Annotated in this window: 17 protein-coding genes and 1 pseudogene; 5 read left to right on the top strand and 13 right to left on the bottom strand. The window is 67.3% G+C overall.

Going from position 1 to position 16,382, the window contains the following annotated elements; translation table 11 throughout:
• Window positions 1-8: 8 nt before the first annotated feature.
• The 7 genes from AB0J69_RS47535 to AB0J69_RS47505 form a co-directional block, all read right to left on the bottom strand.
• Window positions 9-776, bottom strand: coding sequence for a maleylpyruvate isomerase family mycothiol-dependent enzyme (locus AB0J69_RS47535; protein WP_364132357.1), 768 nt, complete (start codon window positions 774-776; stop codon window positions 9-11).
• Between the two features lie 492 nt (window positions 777-1,268).
• Entirely contained in the window at window positions 1,269-1,931 is a 663-nt protein-coding gene (locus AB0J69_RS47530; RefSeq protein ID WP_364132356.1) for a tetratricopeptide repeat protein, read from the bottom strand.
• A 32-nt stretch (window positions 1,932-1,963) separates the two neighbouring features.
• Window positions 1,964-3,043 carry a MerR family transcriptional regulator gene (locus AB0J69_RS47525; RefSeq protein ID WP_364132354.1) on the bottom strand — a complete coding sequence of 360 codons (1,080 nt, stop codon included), beginning with the start codon at window positions 3,041-3,043 and terminating at the stop codon, window positions 1,964-1,966.
• 194 nt (window positions 3,044-3,237) lie between these two features.
• Window positions 3,238-4,530, bottom strand: a complete 1,293-nt coding sequence (locus AB0J69_RS47520; protein ID WP_364132353.1) for a hypothetical protein — start codon at window positions 4,528-4,530, stop codon at window positions 3,238-3,240.
• Window positions 4,531-4,777: 247 nt separating this feature from the next.
• Window positions 4,778-5,110: a helix-turn-helix transcriptional regulator gene (locus AB0J69_RS47515; RefSeq protein ID WP_364132351.1), complete on the bottom strand. Its 333-nt coding sequence runs from the start codon at window positions 5,108-5,110 to the stop codon at window positions 4,778-4,780.
• Entirely contained in the window at window positions 5,107-5,820 is a 714-nt protein-coding gene (locus tag AB0J69_RS47510) for a tyrosine-type recombinase/integrase (protein WP_364132350.1), read from the bottom strand. Before AB0J69_RS47510 ends, AB0J69_RS47515 begins: the two co-directional genes overlap by 4 nt.
• Before the next feature lie 212 nt (window positions 5,821-6,032).
• Window positions 6,033-6,668, bottom strand: coding sequence for a TetR family transcriptional regulator C-terminal domain-containing protein (locus AB0J69_RS47505; protein ID WP_364132348.1), 636 nt, complete (start codon window positions 6,666-6,668; stop codon window positions 6,033-6,035).
• A 45-nt stretch (window positions 6,669-6,713) separates the two neighbouring features.
• On the opposite strand from AB0J69_RS47505, the gene AB0J69_RS47500 reads away from it, so the two are divergent.
• The 3 genes from AB0J69_RS47500 (at window position 6,714) to AB0J69_RS47490 (ending at window position 9,869) form a co-directional block, all read left to right on the top strand.
• Entirely contained in the window at window positions 6,714-7,595 is an 882-nt protein-coding gene (locus AB0J69_RS47500) for a type II CAAX endopeptidase family protein (RefSeq protein WP_364132346.1), read from the top strand.
• A 649-nt stretch (window positions 7,596-8,244) separates the two neighbouring features.
• Complete coding sequence (locus tag AB0J69_RS47495; RefSeq protein ID WP_364132344.1) at window positions 8,245-8,763, top strand: SigE family RNA polymerase sigma factor; 519 nt, start codon at window positions 8,245-8,247, stop codon at window positions 8,761-8,763.
• Window positions 8,760-9,869 (top strand): hypothetical protein, encoded by a 1,110-nt coding sequence (locus AB0J69_RS47490; RefSeq protein WP_364132342.1) that lies wholly within the window; start codon window positions 8,760-8,762, stop codon window positions 9,867-9,869. Before AB0J69_RS47495 ends, AB0J69_RS47490 begins: the two co-directional genes overlap by 4 nt.
• A gap of 82 nt (window positions 9,870-9,951) precedes the next feature.
• Here AB0J69_RS47490 and AB0J69_RS47485 read toward each other — a convergent pair whose 3' ends face one another.
• The 5 genes and pseudogenes from AB0J69_RS47485 to AB0J69_RS47465 all read right to left on the bottom strand — a co-directional run bounded on the left by AB0J69_RS47485 (window position 9,952) and on the right by AB0J69_RS47465 (window position 12,649).
• The gene (locus AB0J69_RS47485; RefSeq protein ID WP_364132391.1) at window positions 9,952-10,308 is read right to left on the bottom strand and encodes a nuclease-related domain-containing protein; all 357 of its coding nucleotides are present in this window, start codon (window positions 10,306-10,308) and stop codon (window positions 9,952-9,954) included.
• A 134-nt stretch (window positions 10,309-10,442) separates the two neighbouring features.
• On the bottom strand, window positions 10,443-10,649 hold the full coding sequence (locus AB0J69_RS47480) for an STAS domain-containing protein (protein ID WP_364132387.1): 207 nt from the start codon (window positions 10,647-10,649) through the stop codon (window positions 10,443-10,445).
• Between the two features lie 226 nt (window positions 10,650-10,875).
• Window positions 10,876-11,553: pseudogene (locus tag AB0J69_RS47475) on the bottom strand (helix-turn-helix domain-containing protein); the annotation flags it as partial.
• The gene (locus AB0J69_RS47470; RefSeq protein ID WP_364132340.1) at window positions 11,550-11,774 is read right to left on the bottom strand and encodes a hypothetical protein; all 225 of its coding nucleotides are present in this window, start codon (window positions 11,772-11,774) and stop codon (window positions 11,550-11,552) included. The pseudogene AB0J69_RS47475 and the gene AB0J69_RS47470, both read right to left, overlap by 4 nt.
• Before the next feature lie 92 nt (window positions 11,775-11,866).
• Entirely contained in the window at window positions 11,867-12,649 is a 783-nt protein-coding gene (locus tag AB0J69_RS47465; RefSeq protein WP_364132338.1) for an SGNH/GDSL hydrolase family protein, read from the bottom strand.
• A gap of 470 nt (window positions 12,650-13,119) precedes the next feature.
• Here AB0J69_RS47465 and AB0J69_RS47460 point away from each other — a divergent pair, with 470 nt between their 5' ends.
• Window positions 13,120-13,965, top strand: a complete 846-nt coding sequence (locus AB0J69_RS47460; protein ID WP_364132336.1) for a hypothetical protein — start codon at window positions 13,120-13,122, stop codon at window positions 13,963-13,965.
• An 829-nt stretch (window positions 13,966-14,794) separates the two neighbouring features.
• On the opposite strand, the gene AB0J69_RS47455 is transcribed toward AB0J69_RS47460, so the two are convergent.
• Complete coding sequence (locus tag AB0J69_RS47455) at window positions 14,795-14,932, bottom strand: hypothetical protein (protein WP_364132334.1); 138 nt, start codon at window positions 14,930-14,932, stop codon at window positions 14,795-14,797.
• Window positions 14,933-15,153: 221 nt separating this feature from the next.
• Here AB0J69_RS47455 and AB0J69_RS47450 point away from each other — a divergent pair, with 221 nt between their 5' ends.
• Complete coding sequence (locus tag AB0J69_RS47450) at window positions 15,154-15,477, top strand: hypothetical protein (RefSeq protein ID WP_364132332.1); 324 nt, start codon at window positions 15,154-15,156, stop codon at window positions 15,475-15,477.
• The last annotated feature ends 905 nt before the right edge of the window (window positions 15,478-16,382 follow it).

Raw genomic sequence — 16,382 nt, 5'->3', positions numbered from 1 at the left:
CATCGATCTCATAGCGCAGTGGCGGCCAGCCATGAGGTGAGCAGGTCGCCGTTCCCGGTCACGATGAAGCGATCGGTGTCGCCGGGCTTCAGGCGCCCGTAGATCAGCAGCAGGAGATCGCCCGAGGACCCGTGCGCGGCGACCGTCGCGGGCGCATCATCGTGACCGGTTTCCCAGGTGCAGCCGTTCCCGAGCGTGATCAGCCAGCTGTCGTCGGTGTCGGTGGAGGAGAACCGCAGCCTCTCGCCGTCGCGATCCAGCCGGCTCACGCTTTCGGCGACCCACGAGTAGTACGGCAGGTTCTCAAGGAACTCGTCGAATCCGTCGGCGGCGATGCCGGGGGCGATACGCGGAGTGCGGTCCAGAGCGAGCTCGGCGTCGGCGAGATGGACGACTGCCTCATACAGCAGGCGACGCGGGAAGAACCGCACCTGCTGGTCGGCTCCGTGGGTCCAGTTCGGGGTATCGGGGTCGGCACCGCGAAGCGTGCGCAGCGACAGCTCGACACTGCGCGCCAGCCAGGCCGGGTAGGCCGCCGTGTCGGCAGGCAGGTCGAGCGGTACGTCCCGGGACCAGACGCGCTCGGTCGCGCGACGGTGTACCAGGTGCTCCATCCATCGGTGGGTGGTGCCGTGATGCTTGATCAGGTCAGCGAGCGTCCAGCCGGGACAGGTGGGCAGCGGCGTGTCCGGGTCGGCGCCCGCCACCAATTCGACGAAGTGCGTGTCCACGGCTTCGACCGCATCGCAGTACTGCTCAAAAGTCAGACGAGTCACGAGGGCAGAGGGCACCTTTCCTAGTGGTCGGCTTGGATCCCGACACCGGTGAAGCGGCTTGTCGCAGGGTCCGTCGCCGGTTTCACATCCATGGCAGCCAGCGAGGCTACTCGTTGACACGGTCGTCAAGGTCAAGCACCCCGGGCGTCATCCACGGACAGTGCGGCTCTTCGGTACGCCGGGTCTCGGCCCGGCCTGGTGCTCGGCGCGCCCGCATCACGATCGCAGGAGCCGGAGAGCCCGCTTGGCGATCTTGATTGCGTTGCTCATGCTGTCGCCGAACCCATGACCTTCGCCGTTGACGCCGGCCGCCCACGTCAAGCTGCGTCCACGGCGGGAACGAGCACGACCGTCCCCGCCGGACCCGCGACCGCCGGAATCCGGTCCCTGAGGCAGTCTCACTGGCCGAGCGTCGCCTTGACGCCGGTGTCAGGGGCCACCTCGCCTGGCTGGAGCACTGGGCCGGTTGACGGCTGTCGCGGCCGGGGCCCATCAGGCGACCGCGACCACGCTGGTCAACGAACTGATGGCCTCGCTGAGGGTGTCTTGTTCGTCTTCCGGCAACCAACGGGCGGCATGAACCATGTGCAAGGCCGTAGCGAGCCGTACTCGGTCATCCTCTGTCCCGAGATCTGCGAGATACGCCGGCAGCACCAGCCCCAAGGCCTTGAAGTCGCCGCGTTCGCAGAACTTCGTGAACAGCGCTGCCAAGAGAGCGTCGGCTTCCCGGGGCCGCCGCGCGCCGGTGGAGCGCAGCCCCTCGGCGATCGCTACTCGGGTCCAGTCGGCGTACTGTCCCGGCGGAACGTCGTCTATGTGGGCGGTTGCCCGTTCGAAGTGCTCGCGTGCCCTGTCGGGCTCGCCGAGATCTCCGTACGCTTGGGCGATGTTCACGTGCAGGGAGGCGTAAAAGCCCCTGACTCGGTCGTCGGTAACGAGATCCGCGCGGTTCAGGCACTCCTGATTCCAGTGCAGCGTCTGCTGGGGCGTGGACTGGTGCCGCGCGAGGTAGTGGGCGGCGATACACGCCTCGTAGTCGTCGCCGGCGATCCCCCACGCCTGCTGGAAGAAGCCCTTGGCATCGATGTCCCGGCCTTCGGCCTCGGCCTGCATGCCCTGGGTGCACAGCCTGACGACGGGGTTGTCGGGGTCCATGGTCTCGCTTTCTCGGGTGGGTATGTGAAGCGTCATGCGTCAGCAGGGTCGTCGCGGACCGGCATGACCAAGGTGGTGAAGCTGCCCTGGTCAGCGGAGCGGACGACCACGGGCTGGGTCGGCGAGGAGATCTCCAGCAGAACATCGGGGCCGACGCCCGCATCGAGCGCCAGAAGAAGGACTCCGGGCTCGAAGGCGATGCGTACAGGCGGCCCTGTGCAGATGGCGGCCGGCGCGGAGGTGGCCGCACCGCGGGAGTGGAGAGTGAAGTGCTGTTCGTCGGCATGCAGGATGAGCGGCCCGTCGTGTCCGGCGGCGACGATCGCCTGCCGAAGAGCGGCCCGGTCCGCGATGACCCGGTGCCGAGCGGTCGGCAGGTTGTCGAGGGTCATCCGGTAGTCCGGGAACGTCCCGTCGACGGTTGGAAGATCACGGGAAACACCGGCGCCGTGGAGCCGCACTCCTTGCTGGTTCACCTCGATCCTGATGTCCGACAGGTGCATGGCCTGGGACACGATCTTCTTCAGCTCCGAAACGTCGATCAGGAAGCGACCCGGATGGCCCTCTATGGATGAGGGCCGCAGTGCACGGACCGCCAAACGGTAGCGATCCGTGGCGACCAACCGCACCTCCTGGCATTCCACTTCGATCAGGACACAACCGAGTACCGGGGATGCCTCCAGCGTCGAAGCGGACGCCGCTGCCGGGGCGACCTGGCGTACGGCGCTGGCCAGCTCTGCTCCGCCGAGTTGTATGGTGCCCTGCTGCGTACCGCCCGGCAGATTACGCAGGATCTCCTCGATGGCCGACTGGGCCGATGCCGCGCTCTCTCGAGCCCTTCTGGCGTGTCCTTCCAGAATGGCGAGGGCTTCCTCGCGGGTACCGTCAAGCACCACTGAAGCGTCAGTGAGGGGCATCCCGGCTTCGCGTAGCCGCCGCACCAGGACCGCGCGGGCCTCCTGGTTCGGGGAGTAGTAGCGGTAGCCGGTCGCGTCATCCACGTGGTCAGGACGCAGAACGCCGCAGTCGTCGTAGAACCGCAGTGCGCTCGGAGCCAGCCCTACCCGGCTCGCGAAGACTCCGATGCTCATCCACGCGTCAGTGTCATCCATGCATGCGATTGTCTGCCTTCAAGTAGCTTGAAGGTCAAAGCGGGACCTCGTGCTCTTCCTCAGCCGGCGGGATGGGGTAGCGGGAGCGGAACAGCGTGCCCGGCCTGGTGTTCTATGATGCCTGGCCGCGCCGGGGCGTCCATCCGACGCGTCCAGATCTCCGTCAGGCCGTTGCCTACATGCGGGTCGTCCTTCTAGCGGCGGATATGGAGGACGTGTTTCGTGTCGTCGCCGCAGTGCGCCCTCCCGGCCAGCAGGAGATGGGAAGTGGCGGGGAAAGGACTGATCGTGAAGCCGGCTTCGCAGATCTCGCCGCCGACGTCGCGGTGGTCGCGCGTCCACCGTCGTCCGTCGTAGTGCAGCAATGTGACCCGCGTGGGTCGCTCGTCGTCGTCGCCGTAATCGACACCGGCGATCCATACATCGTCGGCGGCGAAGGCGGTGACGCTCTGCAAACTCACCTTCCAGCGGGGCAAAGGGATCTTCTTCCAGGAGGTGCCGTTCCAGTGCAGGACCAGCGGCCCGCCTGGTCGTCCGTACTGGTCGCAGCCCTGCCGGGTACCGGTCTGACCCACCGCCCACACGTCGGACGGGCTGTTCTGCCAGATGTGCCGCAACAAGCCGGGCCCCAGCCAGGGGAGCCCCATCTGCGTCGGCGCCCTTCCGGGGGAGGCGCTGTGCCAAATCGCCGGGTGCGAGTCCGCGCATCGGCCGCTGGACGACATGCCCGCGATCCAGAGGTGCCCCGCTCCGGCGTCCACGGCGTTGAACCTGCCTCCACGCTGATACTCCCGCCTGCTGAAATGCCTGCCGTTCCATGTCAAAAGGACGGGTGAGCTGATCGCACCGGCGTCCTGGGAGCCGCGTAGCCCGATCAGCGTCGCCCGCCGGCCGTCCACGGCGACGTCGGTCAGCCGGTCGGTCAGCCAACGGTCCTTGCGGTGTTTGAAGGACGTGTACAGGTCCCAGGAGTCTTTGAAGGGCGTATGGATGTCCCAGGTCCGGCCATCCCAGCGCAAGGCCAAGGGAACCTGCTCGATATCCGCGCTGTCCTCCGCCATGGAGTCGACGCTGCCGACGACCCATGCGTTGCCGGAACCGTCGGCGTCCACAGCGCTGAAGTTCGAGCTGATCTCGCCGAGGAGGCGACCCTCTATTCCGTGCCCGAACCGCCATCGCAAGCCGTCCACGCGCAACAGAACTCCCGAAGGAGCAGCATCGTCCTCGGCTTCCGCGTGCTGACCGACCGCCCATGCCGTGTCGGGCCCCGTCGCCGCCACATCGCTCAAAGCGATGCCGTCCGGCTGATCAGCATCCGGCTCCACCGACTGCCATCCAGGTGCCACAACCGCAGAGGCCGTCGCGGTCGACTGTGACGCTGCACTCGACGCGGCGGTCTTCGGCGAGCCTAACGAAGACGGCGGGGCAGAAACCGACGAGGGTTCGGCGGCGCAGGATGCCAGCGCGAGCACGCCAGCGATCAGCATCGTCCTGCAGCGCAAGATTCACATAGCCTCGAATTGTGGCAGGTCCTTTGTCCATCGGACATCCGGGCGTCGGGGCATCGTGCGCCAGGGGGTGGAAGTGGCCCGGCACGAGCGGCTGATCGGTGGGCAGAGGAGATCGACAAGCTCAGGCTGGACGGCGACGGCTACATTCTGGGGCGGCGTCCGCCTCTGGCGCTCGCTCATGCGGCACGACCTGATCGACGAGCTCCACGTGAGCCTGTTGCCCCTACGTCGCTGGCGAGGGCATGATCCTGGCCCGTTTCGGTCGCAGGTCACCGACGCCGGCCTCACTGTCGACCGCCTTGGTCTTCTTCGCCTGCCCGGCGGCGGCCACCGGTTCGATGAGGTCGTCCATCGTGCAATCCAGGATGTCCAGCAACGCCATCAAGATCTTCAAGCTGAGCCGCTCGGGCCGCTCGGCGACCAAGCGGTAGATCTGGCTGGAGGAGAGCTTGATGCCCCGCTCTGCCAGCGGGTCGAGCAGGTCCATGGTGGAAAACATGCCTCGGGCGGCCATGACCTGCCGCAAGTGCCACTGGTAATCCAGCTTGGCCGTCATCGCTCCTCCGTCCGTCGAGATCGGCCATCATGCTCGGCACCGAACACCGGGGCCAGCGCCCGGCGTAGCGCGGTGTTCATGAAGTCGTCGCTGACGTGGGTATACACCGCCGTCGAGCTGTCGCTCTCGTGACCCACCTGGGTCTGAATGAACCGGCGGTCGACCCCCTCCTCGGTCAGGTGCGTCACGTAAGAATGACGCAGACTATGGACGACCAGAGCAGCCGGCAGGCCGAGCGCGTCCCGGTAGGCGACGAATCGGGCGTTGATCTCCGCCGGTTTCACCCGGCCGCCACGTTCGGTCACCCATAACGCCGGGTGATCTGTGCAGCCGAACCGGGGTCGGACGTTCTCCACATAGTCGGCCACCGCCTCCACCGCCCAGTCCATCACCGACAGCACGTTCCGTCGTCGGGGTGGCTGTCCCTTCTTCGCCTTGCCGTACCGGACGGTTGAGCATCCCGAACCGGCCGAACTCCGGCGCTGCCGGGTTGCGGCCGAAGTCCACCACGTCGAGTTTGGCGGTCTCTTTGCAAGTGCTCTGCGACAGTTTGCAGTCGCAGAGTTTGCAGGCCGGGAGTGTGGTCGCCGCGATCGGAGGCGGGCATGGCATCGTTGTTGGAGCGTTTGACGGCAGATGAGGCTGCGCCTGTGCAACGGGGCAAGCCCGACCCGCTTGTGCCGCCCGGTCTCTGCTTGAAGCGGGGACATGCTCCTGCGGCACCTGTGTCGATGGCGGGTGAACCCCTGCACCGGATCCGCACCAACGCTGCGCATCGCCCGCATACACGTCTGCTTTGATGGCGTCGTGACGGAGCGGAGAACGCCACAAGCGCGCGAGGTTCACTGGACGTTCGGATGCGGGCTCTCCGCGATCATCGCCATCGCGTGCGCGACGTTCGGGACGACATCGCCGCGCGCTGTCAGCTAGGCCGCAGTGACTTGAACTGCGCCTCAATGAGGCGTAGTTCGTCGTGCACGATTCGACGAATGGCTTGAGGCGTGAAGTTGTGTGGAAAGGTCGCTGTCTGGAGCGTCAGGCCGTCCACGAACACGTGGAGGCGCGCGGTCTGGCCTTCCAGCTCGGTGTCGGCGAACTCCTGTCCCACCCGATCGGGGAGCGGCAGGCCGTGGCAAGAGGCGATCGCCAGGCGGCAGATATGGCGTTCCCCCGGCCAGCTCGTGTCACGCAGCTCCGCCAGAGACTCATCCACATGTGAGCGCATCAGGCATGCCAGCCATACGTTTACTTCGACGCGGCGGTTGTCATCGAGGGGAAGCAGGTCTTCGAGGATGAGCTGGGCGCGCTGCATGCCCGGCAGGTCCGCATCGAGGTGGCCGGTGATGCGCTTGGCGACGCTTCTAGCGACCGCATGCGCTGCGAAGCTGAGCAGGCCGCGCTGATTGTCGAAGTAGTGGCGCAACCCGCCGACCGAGACGCCTGCCGCCTCGGCGACCTTACGGACTGTGGCCCCTTCGATCCCGTCCCGGCTGATGATGCGCCACACGATCCGGGTGAGTTCCTCGCGCCGCTGCTCGTGGTCCACGATCTTCGGCATGCCCCTATTACAGCACACCTGTACGGTCTCCTATAAAGTACAAGCGTGCGAAATAGAGTATGGCGGTCGTCCTCGCATCACCCGACGCTGGGCCTGGGCATTCTGGTCGCCGGCTTGGCCCTGATCGCAGGAGCAGCACTATGGCTGGCGCTGAACGGCAATACCGGCATCCGCTACTCGGCCGACCACACCGACACCGCGCCCATGTGGCACCGCTGGATCCCGGCCCTTGCCGGACTGGTCCTCATCCGGCTGCTGCCCCCTAAGACGACTCCCGCTGGCGCCGTACCAGCACGCGGCGGCCTTCACCTTCAGGCCGTCCTGCTCTTGGTCTCAGCCACACTCTTCGCCGCGGGGTTATGGTTGTCAGGCGGTGGCGAACCTGCTCACACGCTGCTGAAGTTCATCCTGCTGCTCGCTGTACCCGCACTGCTGTTCTTGCTGTCAGGGCGCGATTCCGCGGATCGCAGCCAAATCCATGAGCGGCCTGCGGCCTGGCGTCACTACGGTCCCATCGCACCGGTGACCGCCTGGCTCGCTCTCACCTACACAGGTCCGCTGGCCGTGCCGTCCAGCGACTACGCGGCGAGTGTCGATCTCGTCACGCTGGTGCTCACCATCGTCGTGGTGTTCAGCGTCAACAGCCTGCTCGAAGAGGTCTTCTACCGGCGCTGGCTTCAGACCCGATGGGAGCACATCATCGGCCGCTGGCCCGCCATCATACTGACTTCCCTGCTCTGGGCGGCCTGGCATGTCGGCATCCAAGGCACAGGACACCTTCCCACAGACCTCTCCTCCGCCATCGTCAATCAAGGAGTGCAGGGGCTGTTCCTCGGCTATCTGTGGAGCCGGTACCGACTGATGTGGCCCATCCTCGTCGTCCACGGCGCCATGAACGCCGCCCCCATTCTGCTGGGCATGCTGTAATGCCTGTCGCTCGAGTCTCATCGTCAGTTCGACGCCTTCCGGCCTGGGAAACGATCTCTTTCATTCTGGGAAGCGATCTTCCAGCCCATCGCTTCGTCCCAGGCCGGACACACTCGTGAACACCCCTCGTCCAGAACTTGAGAACTGATACGGTAGCCGTAGATCGTGATCTGGGTCGTGTTCCGCTGATCGTGGGCTGTGACGCGAAGAGCCGCCGCGAGCATGGCCAGGTGTGACTCAAGATCAGGCTCGGCGGCTCATACCGTTTCCAAGGTCAAGATCAAAAGACCCTACAGACCGAGCACAGCAGATGGGAACGGTCCGCCTGGTCGCCCGACTGCGCCCGTGAATGGGCTACGACAGGGACAGGATAAGTCCGGTGCGATAACGATCAGTAGGGCGTTTCCGCAGGCGACGGTGCCTGGTAAGGCCCGTTATGTCACCTCCCGCCCCTGCGCTCGGGCCGCCCTCCGCCGCCAGGCGCAGGCGCTGCCATCCGTCCGCGATCTCCTCCACCCGCCACGTCCACTGTCACTCCCGCCGCCACTCCAGTCTTGGGACGCCGGGAAACCCGTATCGCGACGCCCGAGACTTGGGTGCAACCTTTCGCCCGGTGGGTCGCGTTTGGAACCGGTGAGAGGAGATCACATTGGATCGTCACGACGACTTCCGCGAGTTCGTGCTCGCCCGCCAGCAGGCGCTGATGCGGACGGCGTACTTGCTCACGGGAGACGCGCACCTCGCCGAGGACCTGCTGCAGAGCGTCCTGATCAAGGTCGCGGGCCAGTGGTCCAAGCTGTCCGGCGGCGGCAATCCCGAGGCGTACACCCGCAAGGCGCTCGTCAACCAGTACATCTCGTGGAAGCGTCGGCCGCGGCCGGAGGCGCCGAGTGCCGATCTGCCGGAGCGTGGCGCCTCCTATGACGACGCCGCGCTCCAGCGGATCATGTTACGCCAGGCGCTGGCCAAGCTGACGCCCAAGCAGCGGGCCGTGATCGTGCTGCGGTTCTGGGAGGACCTGACCGAAGCGCAGACCGCCGAGGCGCTCGGCTGCGCGCTCGGCACCGTCAAGAGCCAGGCCCATCACGCGCTGAGCCGCCTGCGGGCGATCGCGCCCGAACTGGCGTATCTGCTGAACGACCCGGAGATCGAGGAGGTGGCCCGATGACGAGGCTGCGTGAGGCGCTGGACGGCATCGCCGCAGAGGCGCCTTTGGTGGACCTGGCCGACGTGGCAGTGGCGGGCCACCGGCGCCGGCGGCGGCGGGCCACCGCCGTGCTGGCCGCCGTCGCGACGGTCGCGGTGGTAGGCGCGGCGAGCACTGCCGTGGCGCTGCCGTGGCAGCGAGCCGACCGCACGGCCACGCCGCAGCGGGTGGACACCGTTCCCGATCTGCCGGACGGGGCGGTGGGTCCAATCGCGTACGCATTCCAGACGCGCTGCAAGCATCAGAGCAACCCAGTCCGCATCGACTGCGGCACGGTCGAGTGGCGGGTGGTCACCCGGAGCGGCACGACTTACCGGGTGCCGCAGGCGCTGGTCGCGACCGCCAAGGACGACAACGTGCCCGTCGCGATCAGCCGGGACGGGCGCATGCTCGTCTACTACAGTCGCCAGGCCCAGGCACACGTGGTCCGTGATCTGGTGGGTGGCACGCAGGTGACCTCACCTGTCACCGTGAAGGAGGAGCGGATCGGCAGGGCCTCCATGTTGGCGCTCTCCGATGACGGCCGCTACGTGATCTTCGATCCGCGCGAGGGGACCAAGGATCCCGGGTTGCTGATCGACGTGCGTACCGGCAAGAGCCGGCCGGTGGACGGCAAGTACGAGGTGGTCAGTATCAAGGGCGGCGTCGCCGAACTGGTCCGTTACGTCAAGACCGATCTGTGGCAGATGCCGGTCACCGGCGGCGGCCGGCCGGTGCGCTTCAACGGGAAGTTCATCATGTTCAGCGAGATCGCCCCGGACGGCCACACGGTGGCCGCCTTCGAGTTCCCGGACCACACCAAGCGCAGGCTCACCGTGCTGGACGCCAAGACCGGACGGACCCTGCGGAAGGTGTCCATGCGCGGGCTGCCCGCAGGCCGTGGCAGCGGCGTGGTGGGCACCGCTCTATGGACCAGCGGATCCGAGGTCGTGATCGTCTACCAGAACGGGGACGACGTTCGCACGTACGCAGTCAACGTCAACACCGGCCAGGCCCACCAGGTGGCCAGCTACCCGGGAGGCTGGAACGCGCAGCGGCTGGTTCTGCCCGGGCTCGCGAGCCAATAAGCGCGGGGCGACCCGACCTTAGGGCCATGATCCTGACGGAAACGCGACCATGGCAGCCGACGATCTCATTCCGCAGGTTCTGTTAGCCGGGGTTACCAATATTCGCCTTCGACCGCGGCAGTCGCCGGTCATGCAGCACCGCGTACCCGGCCAACTCCAGCGAACGCAGCCGGCGGGCCGTGGCCCGCTCCCCACGCGCGCCCTTGCACCAGCCCGCCGCCGGCGAATGCACCCGCCAGCGCTGGAGGGTGTCGGCCAGCGCCACCACTGCGGCGGCCGCCAGCCCTGCCTGCCAGTTCCACACCCAGGCCACCACCGCGAGGGCGGCCGCCGACAGGGTCAGCTGGACCAGCAGCCGGCGCGGCCGCCCGGCCCGCCACTGCGTGCGGTACTGCGCCAGCGCTGAGGCGCTGGCGCCCGATGCTCTTGGACGTGCCACCCCGGCCTCCCCCGCCTCGAATCGCCTTGGCCACCTTGGCCACCTTGGCCAAACGCCCTCACGGTACGCAGGCGTCACCGCCATGGTCGGCAGAAACACCAGACCCGGCATGACAGCCTGCCGAACCGCGTGTGCTACGGGCGACGCAGAACGGTGGCGATGGCTTCCTGGACGGTGGCATGACCGGGCAGATACCCGGCGGCGCCGGTAACCTCGAGCACGCGGGCGGGGACGCCGTAGGCCGCGGCGAGATGCAGGCTCGTGCCCTCGGCGAGGCAGGTTCGATGGCAGTCCAGCAGGATGTGCAGACCGGAGCTGTCCATGAAGGACAGTTCGGCCAGGTCGGCGACCTGTGCGATGCCAAAGCGCGGACACTGCTGCTGAGCTGGGCGTTTGCCGGGTGATCAGGCTGCTCTGTGGTACTCGTTGATCAGACCTGCGACGGTCCTTCGACGGTGGATCCGGGAAGTCATGTCGATCACCTTGCTGGGATCGTGCAACGGCGGGCGAAGCGAACGGCCCTGATGCGGGCGATGATGGTTGAAGTTGGTGTTCGTACTCGGCCAGGACCTTGCGCAGGTGCCGCTCACCATGGATGAGCAGGTGATCGAGGCACTCACGGCGTAGCGTTCCCACGAATCGTTCGGCGAACGCGTTCGCCCGTGGCGACCGGACGGGCGTCTTGATGACCCGCACGCCATTGGCGGTGAACACCTCATCGAATGAGCGGGAGAACTTGCCGTCACGGTCTCGGATGGGAAACCTGAACGCGCTGGCGCGCTCGTCCAGGTCCATCAGCAGGTTTCGGGCTTGCTGGGTGGTCCAAGCGCCCGTGGGGTTGGGAGTGAGGCCCAGCAGGTGTATACGGCGTGTCTCGATCTCCATGACGAACAGGATGTACAGGCGTTTGAGGAACACGGTGTCGACGTGCAGGAAGTCGCAGGCCAGGGTGCCGGAGGCTTGCGAGGTGAGGAACTGCCGCCAGGTCGGTGAGCTCTGGCGTGGCGCTGGGTCGAGGCCGGCCGCGGTGAGGATGCGGCGGATGGTGCCCTCCCCGATCTGATGGCCGAGGTCGAGCAGTTCGTCCTGGATCCGCCGGTGCCCCCATCGTGGGTTCTCTCTGGCCAGCCGGATGACCAGCTCACGGAGTTGGTCCGGGATCGGCGGACGTCCGGTCGCGTTCGGGTAGGTCCAGCGTTGGCTGACCAGCTGTCGGTGCCAGGCCGACAAGGTGCCCGGCGTCACGATCCGATGGAGACGTAGCTGCGTGGGCAGCGGTCGCGCCAGTGCGGCCGGCAGCGCTCGGTCGGCCCAGTCTGGTCGCGGTCGGGAGACCTGACGACGCAGGACGGCGACCTCATGAGGAGCACCAGGATCTCCACGTCCTTGGAGGTGTCGCCCCGCGCGAGAAGCGTCAACCAGCCGAACAACCGGACCATCAGCAGATACAGCAGGCGTAGAAACACGAGTGCCGAGGATAGAAGGCCAGGCCAGATGCCATGGACAAGTTCTGGCACCGCACAGGGTGTTCGAGCAGGCCCGGCCTGGCCGCGGACGATCAGCCGATGCGCTGCTTGACCAGGACGGACATGATGAGATGCCCCATGCCATTGGGGTGAGCGGACTGGGCGCCGAGCGGCATCACGGGCTCGATGTAGCGCTTGTCCGCGGGCCGGCACATGTCCTTGCCCCTCGTGGGCGTGTACGTGTCAACATAGATGGCGCCGGTCCACGCCGCCTGCTGCCTGAGCATCTCGTTCAGCTGGAAAACGGTGTGGTCGAGGTAGGGGATGTCCCGCTTGGCGAAGGGTACGGACTCCCACGCGCATGAGCTGCCGTCACCTGGCAACAGTGACGGATAGCCGACCAGCACGACCTGCGCACGCGGGCTGCGTTGCTTGATGTCCTTGAGTACCGTGCCGATCCGTGGCGACAGTTTGTCGATGCGTTGCCTGAGCTGATCGCCGTAATGCCGCTGACACGGGTTACCGTTACGGTCGTTCGCGGCACGCGAGACGCAGGTGGCGATGATCTCGGAGAAGCCGATGTCATTTCCGCCGATGGTCAGGGTGACCAGGGTCGTGTCCGCCGACAGGGAGTCGGCCTGCGGTGGTTTGCCGCCCTGACGGTTCCGGATGCTGGCGGTCGTGGCGCCGGTGCAGGTGGCGGTCTTGAACGAGGACTTGTAAGCCCCGGCCAGCAATGCGGGGTAGCTCCGGAGGGAACGTGCGCACTGGCTGTCCTGCTGGTCTTTCAGGCCGGTTCCGGAGGCGTACGAGTCGCCGAGGGCGACGTAGCGAGACGTGGCAGCCGTACCGCCGGCGGTGGTGGCCGCGGCCACGACCGAGACGCTGACCACTGCGGCCGTCGTGGCGGCACGCCGTACGAATCGCACGATATGGCGTTGCATAGGGTTCCTGGCTCCAATGGTGGATCGGGGTGGGGATGCGGCGTCATTCGGAGTGCTGTGGCACGCGCTCGCTTGTGATCGCCCGTTGCGGATGATCCCGCCGCGGACTGATCACTTCCCAGCTCAGGCAGGTGCTCAGTTGCGACCAGAACGAGCTGGGCGCTTCCCCCGTGTGACCTGCCGCACCTGGACCACCATGTGATCCCCGTCGACGGTCTTGTCCGATGCCCCAGCGAAGGAAGCTATCTTCACATAATGAGCGGGTGCCCCGGCGTCCTCACGTCGTTGGCGTGCTCACAGCAGACGGTGCCGCCCTGCAGGCGGACCTGCTCGTCGATGCGGGCGGACGCAACTCCCCCATGGGCAGGATGCTCCGGAACATCGGCGCCCCAGGACCTGTCGTGGACAAGGCCGAGACGGGCTTTCTTTCCTATACCCGCTACTTCCGGTCCGCTGACGGCACACTCCCCAAGCCTCCCGCACTGCTGGGGGAGCACTATGGCAACGTCTTGACCGTCGCGGTCCCGGGCGATTCCGGGATCTGGGCGCTGTCGCTGGGCGTGTCAGGCCGCGACCGCGCCCTGCGAGCCCTGCGAGAACCGAACGCCTGGCATCGGGCGGTGGCGCTGCTGCCTCACGTCGCGCACTGGGCCGAGGAAGGCGAGCCGATCACCGGTGTGCTGGCCATGTCCGGCATGGAGAGCAGGCGCCGCCGGTACGTCGTCGCCGGACGGCCCGTGGCGACCGGTGTGCTGAGCGTCGGCGACGCCTGGGCGACCACCAACCCGCTGTTCGGGCTGGGCACGTCCATGGGCCTGCTTCACGCTGTCGCCCTGCGCGACCTGCTGCGTACGGTGGCCGCCCACGAGGCGGAGAAGCTCGCCCTGCGATTCGACGAGATCACCCAGACCATGCTGGCCCCGATCCAGGAGAGCCTGGCCGCTTGGGACGAACACCGGCTCCTGGAGATCGACGGCACTATTTCCGGTACGCCGTACCAGACCGAAGACCCCCGCTGGGCGTTCAGACGAGCGCTGGATGTCGCCAAACTCCGAGACCCTGAGATCCTGCGTGCCTTCGCCGACGCCGCCTCCATGCTGGTGCCCTTCGAGGAGGCCTTTGCCGGCGGCGACCTGGCGCGTCGCGTCATCGAACTCGGCCGCAGTGCGCCACCCGGCCACGAAACAGGCCCTACGAGGGCCGAACTTCTCAACGCGATCCACGCGGGAGGGGCGTCGACTGCCTGATCCGGGGCGGGCAGGCGATCGGCACCGACGCGCTCCCCGGAGACGCTTCCGACCGCGCTGAAGCCGTTGACCAGGCCCAGCCGGATGGGTTATCCGGTCGCCGAGCCACGGGGCCAGCTCGTCTGTGTCGAGCACCGCGAACAGGCCGAGCGGGGTTCCTGCCGTGGCCTGCGGCCATGGCGTTTCCGGCTATTGAAGCGCTGGTCCTCCTGCCTGGCATCGGCCGGTCGGCGGCTGATCGGGGCTGGCGGACGTGAGTGCGAAACCCGGCTGGGCCAGAGCGGCCATTCTCGGGCCCGAGGCGTTCCCCCAGAAGCTCGATGCACCGTTCATGGATTTCAGGCGATGGTGCCCTCTTGATCCATGGGCCGATTTCAGCAGACGATTCCGACGATTTCTCGATCTTCACTGAGCACACGGGACGATGCCTGCACGTGCCAGGAGCGTCAGGGCCGGACCTGGATGGGCGTAAGCGAACTCGGCGCCCTGGGCGATCAAGCGGTGATGGCGTATTCGTCCTGGTGACGGGTTTGGTGAATGCGGTGGCGATCACCTGCTGGGCGGGGGCGGTCACCGATCCGTAGATCCATTTGCCGGTCGCGTGCGGTCCGGCCCGTACCGGCCGCTGCCCGGCGCGGCCGGCCTGACTGATCACATCGTGTGGTCGGCGCGCTGGCGGTGGTCCGTCCTAGGACAGTTTGCGGCTCGGGTACCGGCGAGGGACTGCAACCGTTGCTCGCGTTGTCGGCTTCTTCGTCCAGGTCGACGATGCTGGTGTCGTGGTCGTGGAGCATGCGCATGACGGTGGCCGGGGAGGGGTGCCGGCCCCTCATGGCCCCGTATTGGCCGCCCCGGTCTTGGCCTCAGTTGCCGTCCCTTCGCCCGACAGGAGGCGGTCGATGAGGGCCTTGAGCGTCTTGGCGTCGTCCGGGCTGAGCCGGTCCAGCAGATGACGTCGGGTGGCCATCCGGGTCAGCAGGTGCGACAGCCGCGTCCTATCCCGGCCGAGGGCGGCGGCGCGGGCGTTCTGCCGCAGAGTCCCGCCGGATTCGTGCAGGCAGACCAGGATGCCCAGTTCCGGCTCGGAGACGCCGGACGCCGCGGTGGTTTCGGCGACGACGGCGGCACGGACCGTCCCATGGGCACGTTTCCACCGCAGCCACAGCTCAGTCGCTTCACTCGGCCCAAGTGGCGCTCGACGTGCTCGCCGGCATCCTCATGATCAACGCGGTCGAGTACGACACAGCGTGGGCGGTCCGGCTCGGCGGCCACGTCCTCGCCGGCGTCTGGATCGTGGCAAGCTCCCTGGTCAGCCGTTCCTGGCCGGTCCGCGTGGTCGGCGTCCTCGCCGGCGTCTGGCTCGCCGGCTACTTCTTCGCCGGCACCCTTCTCGCCGAAGAATTCCTGCGCCCGGCCGGAATCATGATCCTGGTCTGGTTCGCCCTCCTGACGATCTTCCACCGCGACGATCCCCAGCACCCGGCGGCACCGGCCAACCCAGCACCGGCCTGACCCGCGATACACCCACAACCCGGCGAGCCCTGGCCGCCGGGTTCGCGCCTCACCGATGGGCGAATCACCCGCACTTCCCACGTGATCGACTGATCGCCATGAACCTCCGCTCGATCACATGAGCGCCCACGGATTCGATCCTGATCTCCTGCGCACGGCGATGAGCGCTCGCCGCCTACCAGGCGGAACGCCAGCACATGGTTCAAGATCGCCTCACAGGGGCCCTCCCTGCCTGATCGTCCCCATGCCGTCGTCCCAGCCGTCAGGTGCGGGCGGCGGTGCAGCCGGCGATCGGCCCGGGTTTCCGGCCAGTCTGCTGGGTGGGCGGGCGAGGTCTTCCGCGTGCGGGTCGAGGGCCAGCTTCCCGGCCGCCTGAGCGAGGTGTTCAGCCTGGTCGCGGAGGTGGCGGCGCCGCTGCGGGTGTCGTCCTTACGTTGCTGCCGCTGGGGGAGCGGGCGCCGGCGTCTGGCGCGGGTCCGGCAGCGGGGCCGTCTTTCGCGACGCCCGCCGATCATGCCTCGATGGCCGGCGGCGAGCGTACATCCTTCACCGCTGGCCGATCTCGCGACCCCACCGGCACAGCATGCAGCACCATCCGCCCGGGCCTGCATGACCGGCGCCGTCCGATGCGACGACGGCAACGGGCCCGGGAGGACCCTTGGGGGCTTGCCGGAGGCCCTGCGGTCCATTCCGGCCATGCCCGGGAGCGGCGGCGGCATGGAGCTTCGCTGGCGGAGGGGCCGCTGCGCCCGCTGATCGGGCTGCGATCGTTCTGGTTCGTTCTAGCCCCTTCACGTACCGGGCACCGGCCTTCTGCTGGCTTTGATCTCGAAGTAGATCCAGGCCAGGGTGACCGCGACGCTCCACCCGGCGATGGCTGATAGGTCGACGTCATCGCTGGGGTC

This window comes from Nonomuraea sp. NPDC049709 (assembly GCF_040674815.1).
GTDB lineage: Bacteria > Actinomycetota > Actinomycetes > Streptosporangiales > Streptosporangiaceae > Nonomuraea.
This window is presented reverse-complemented; position numbering and strand designations above follow the sequence as displayed.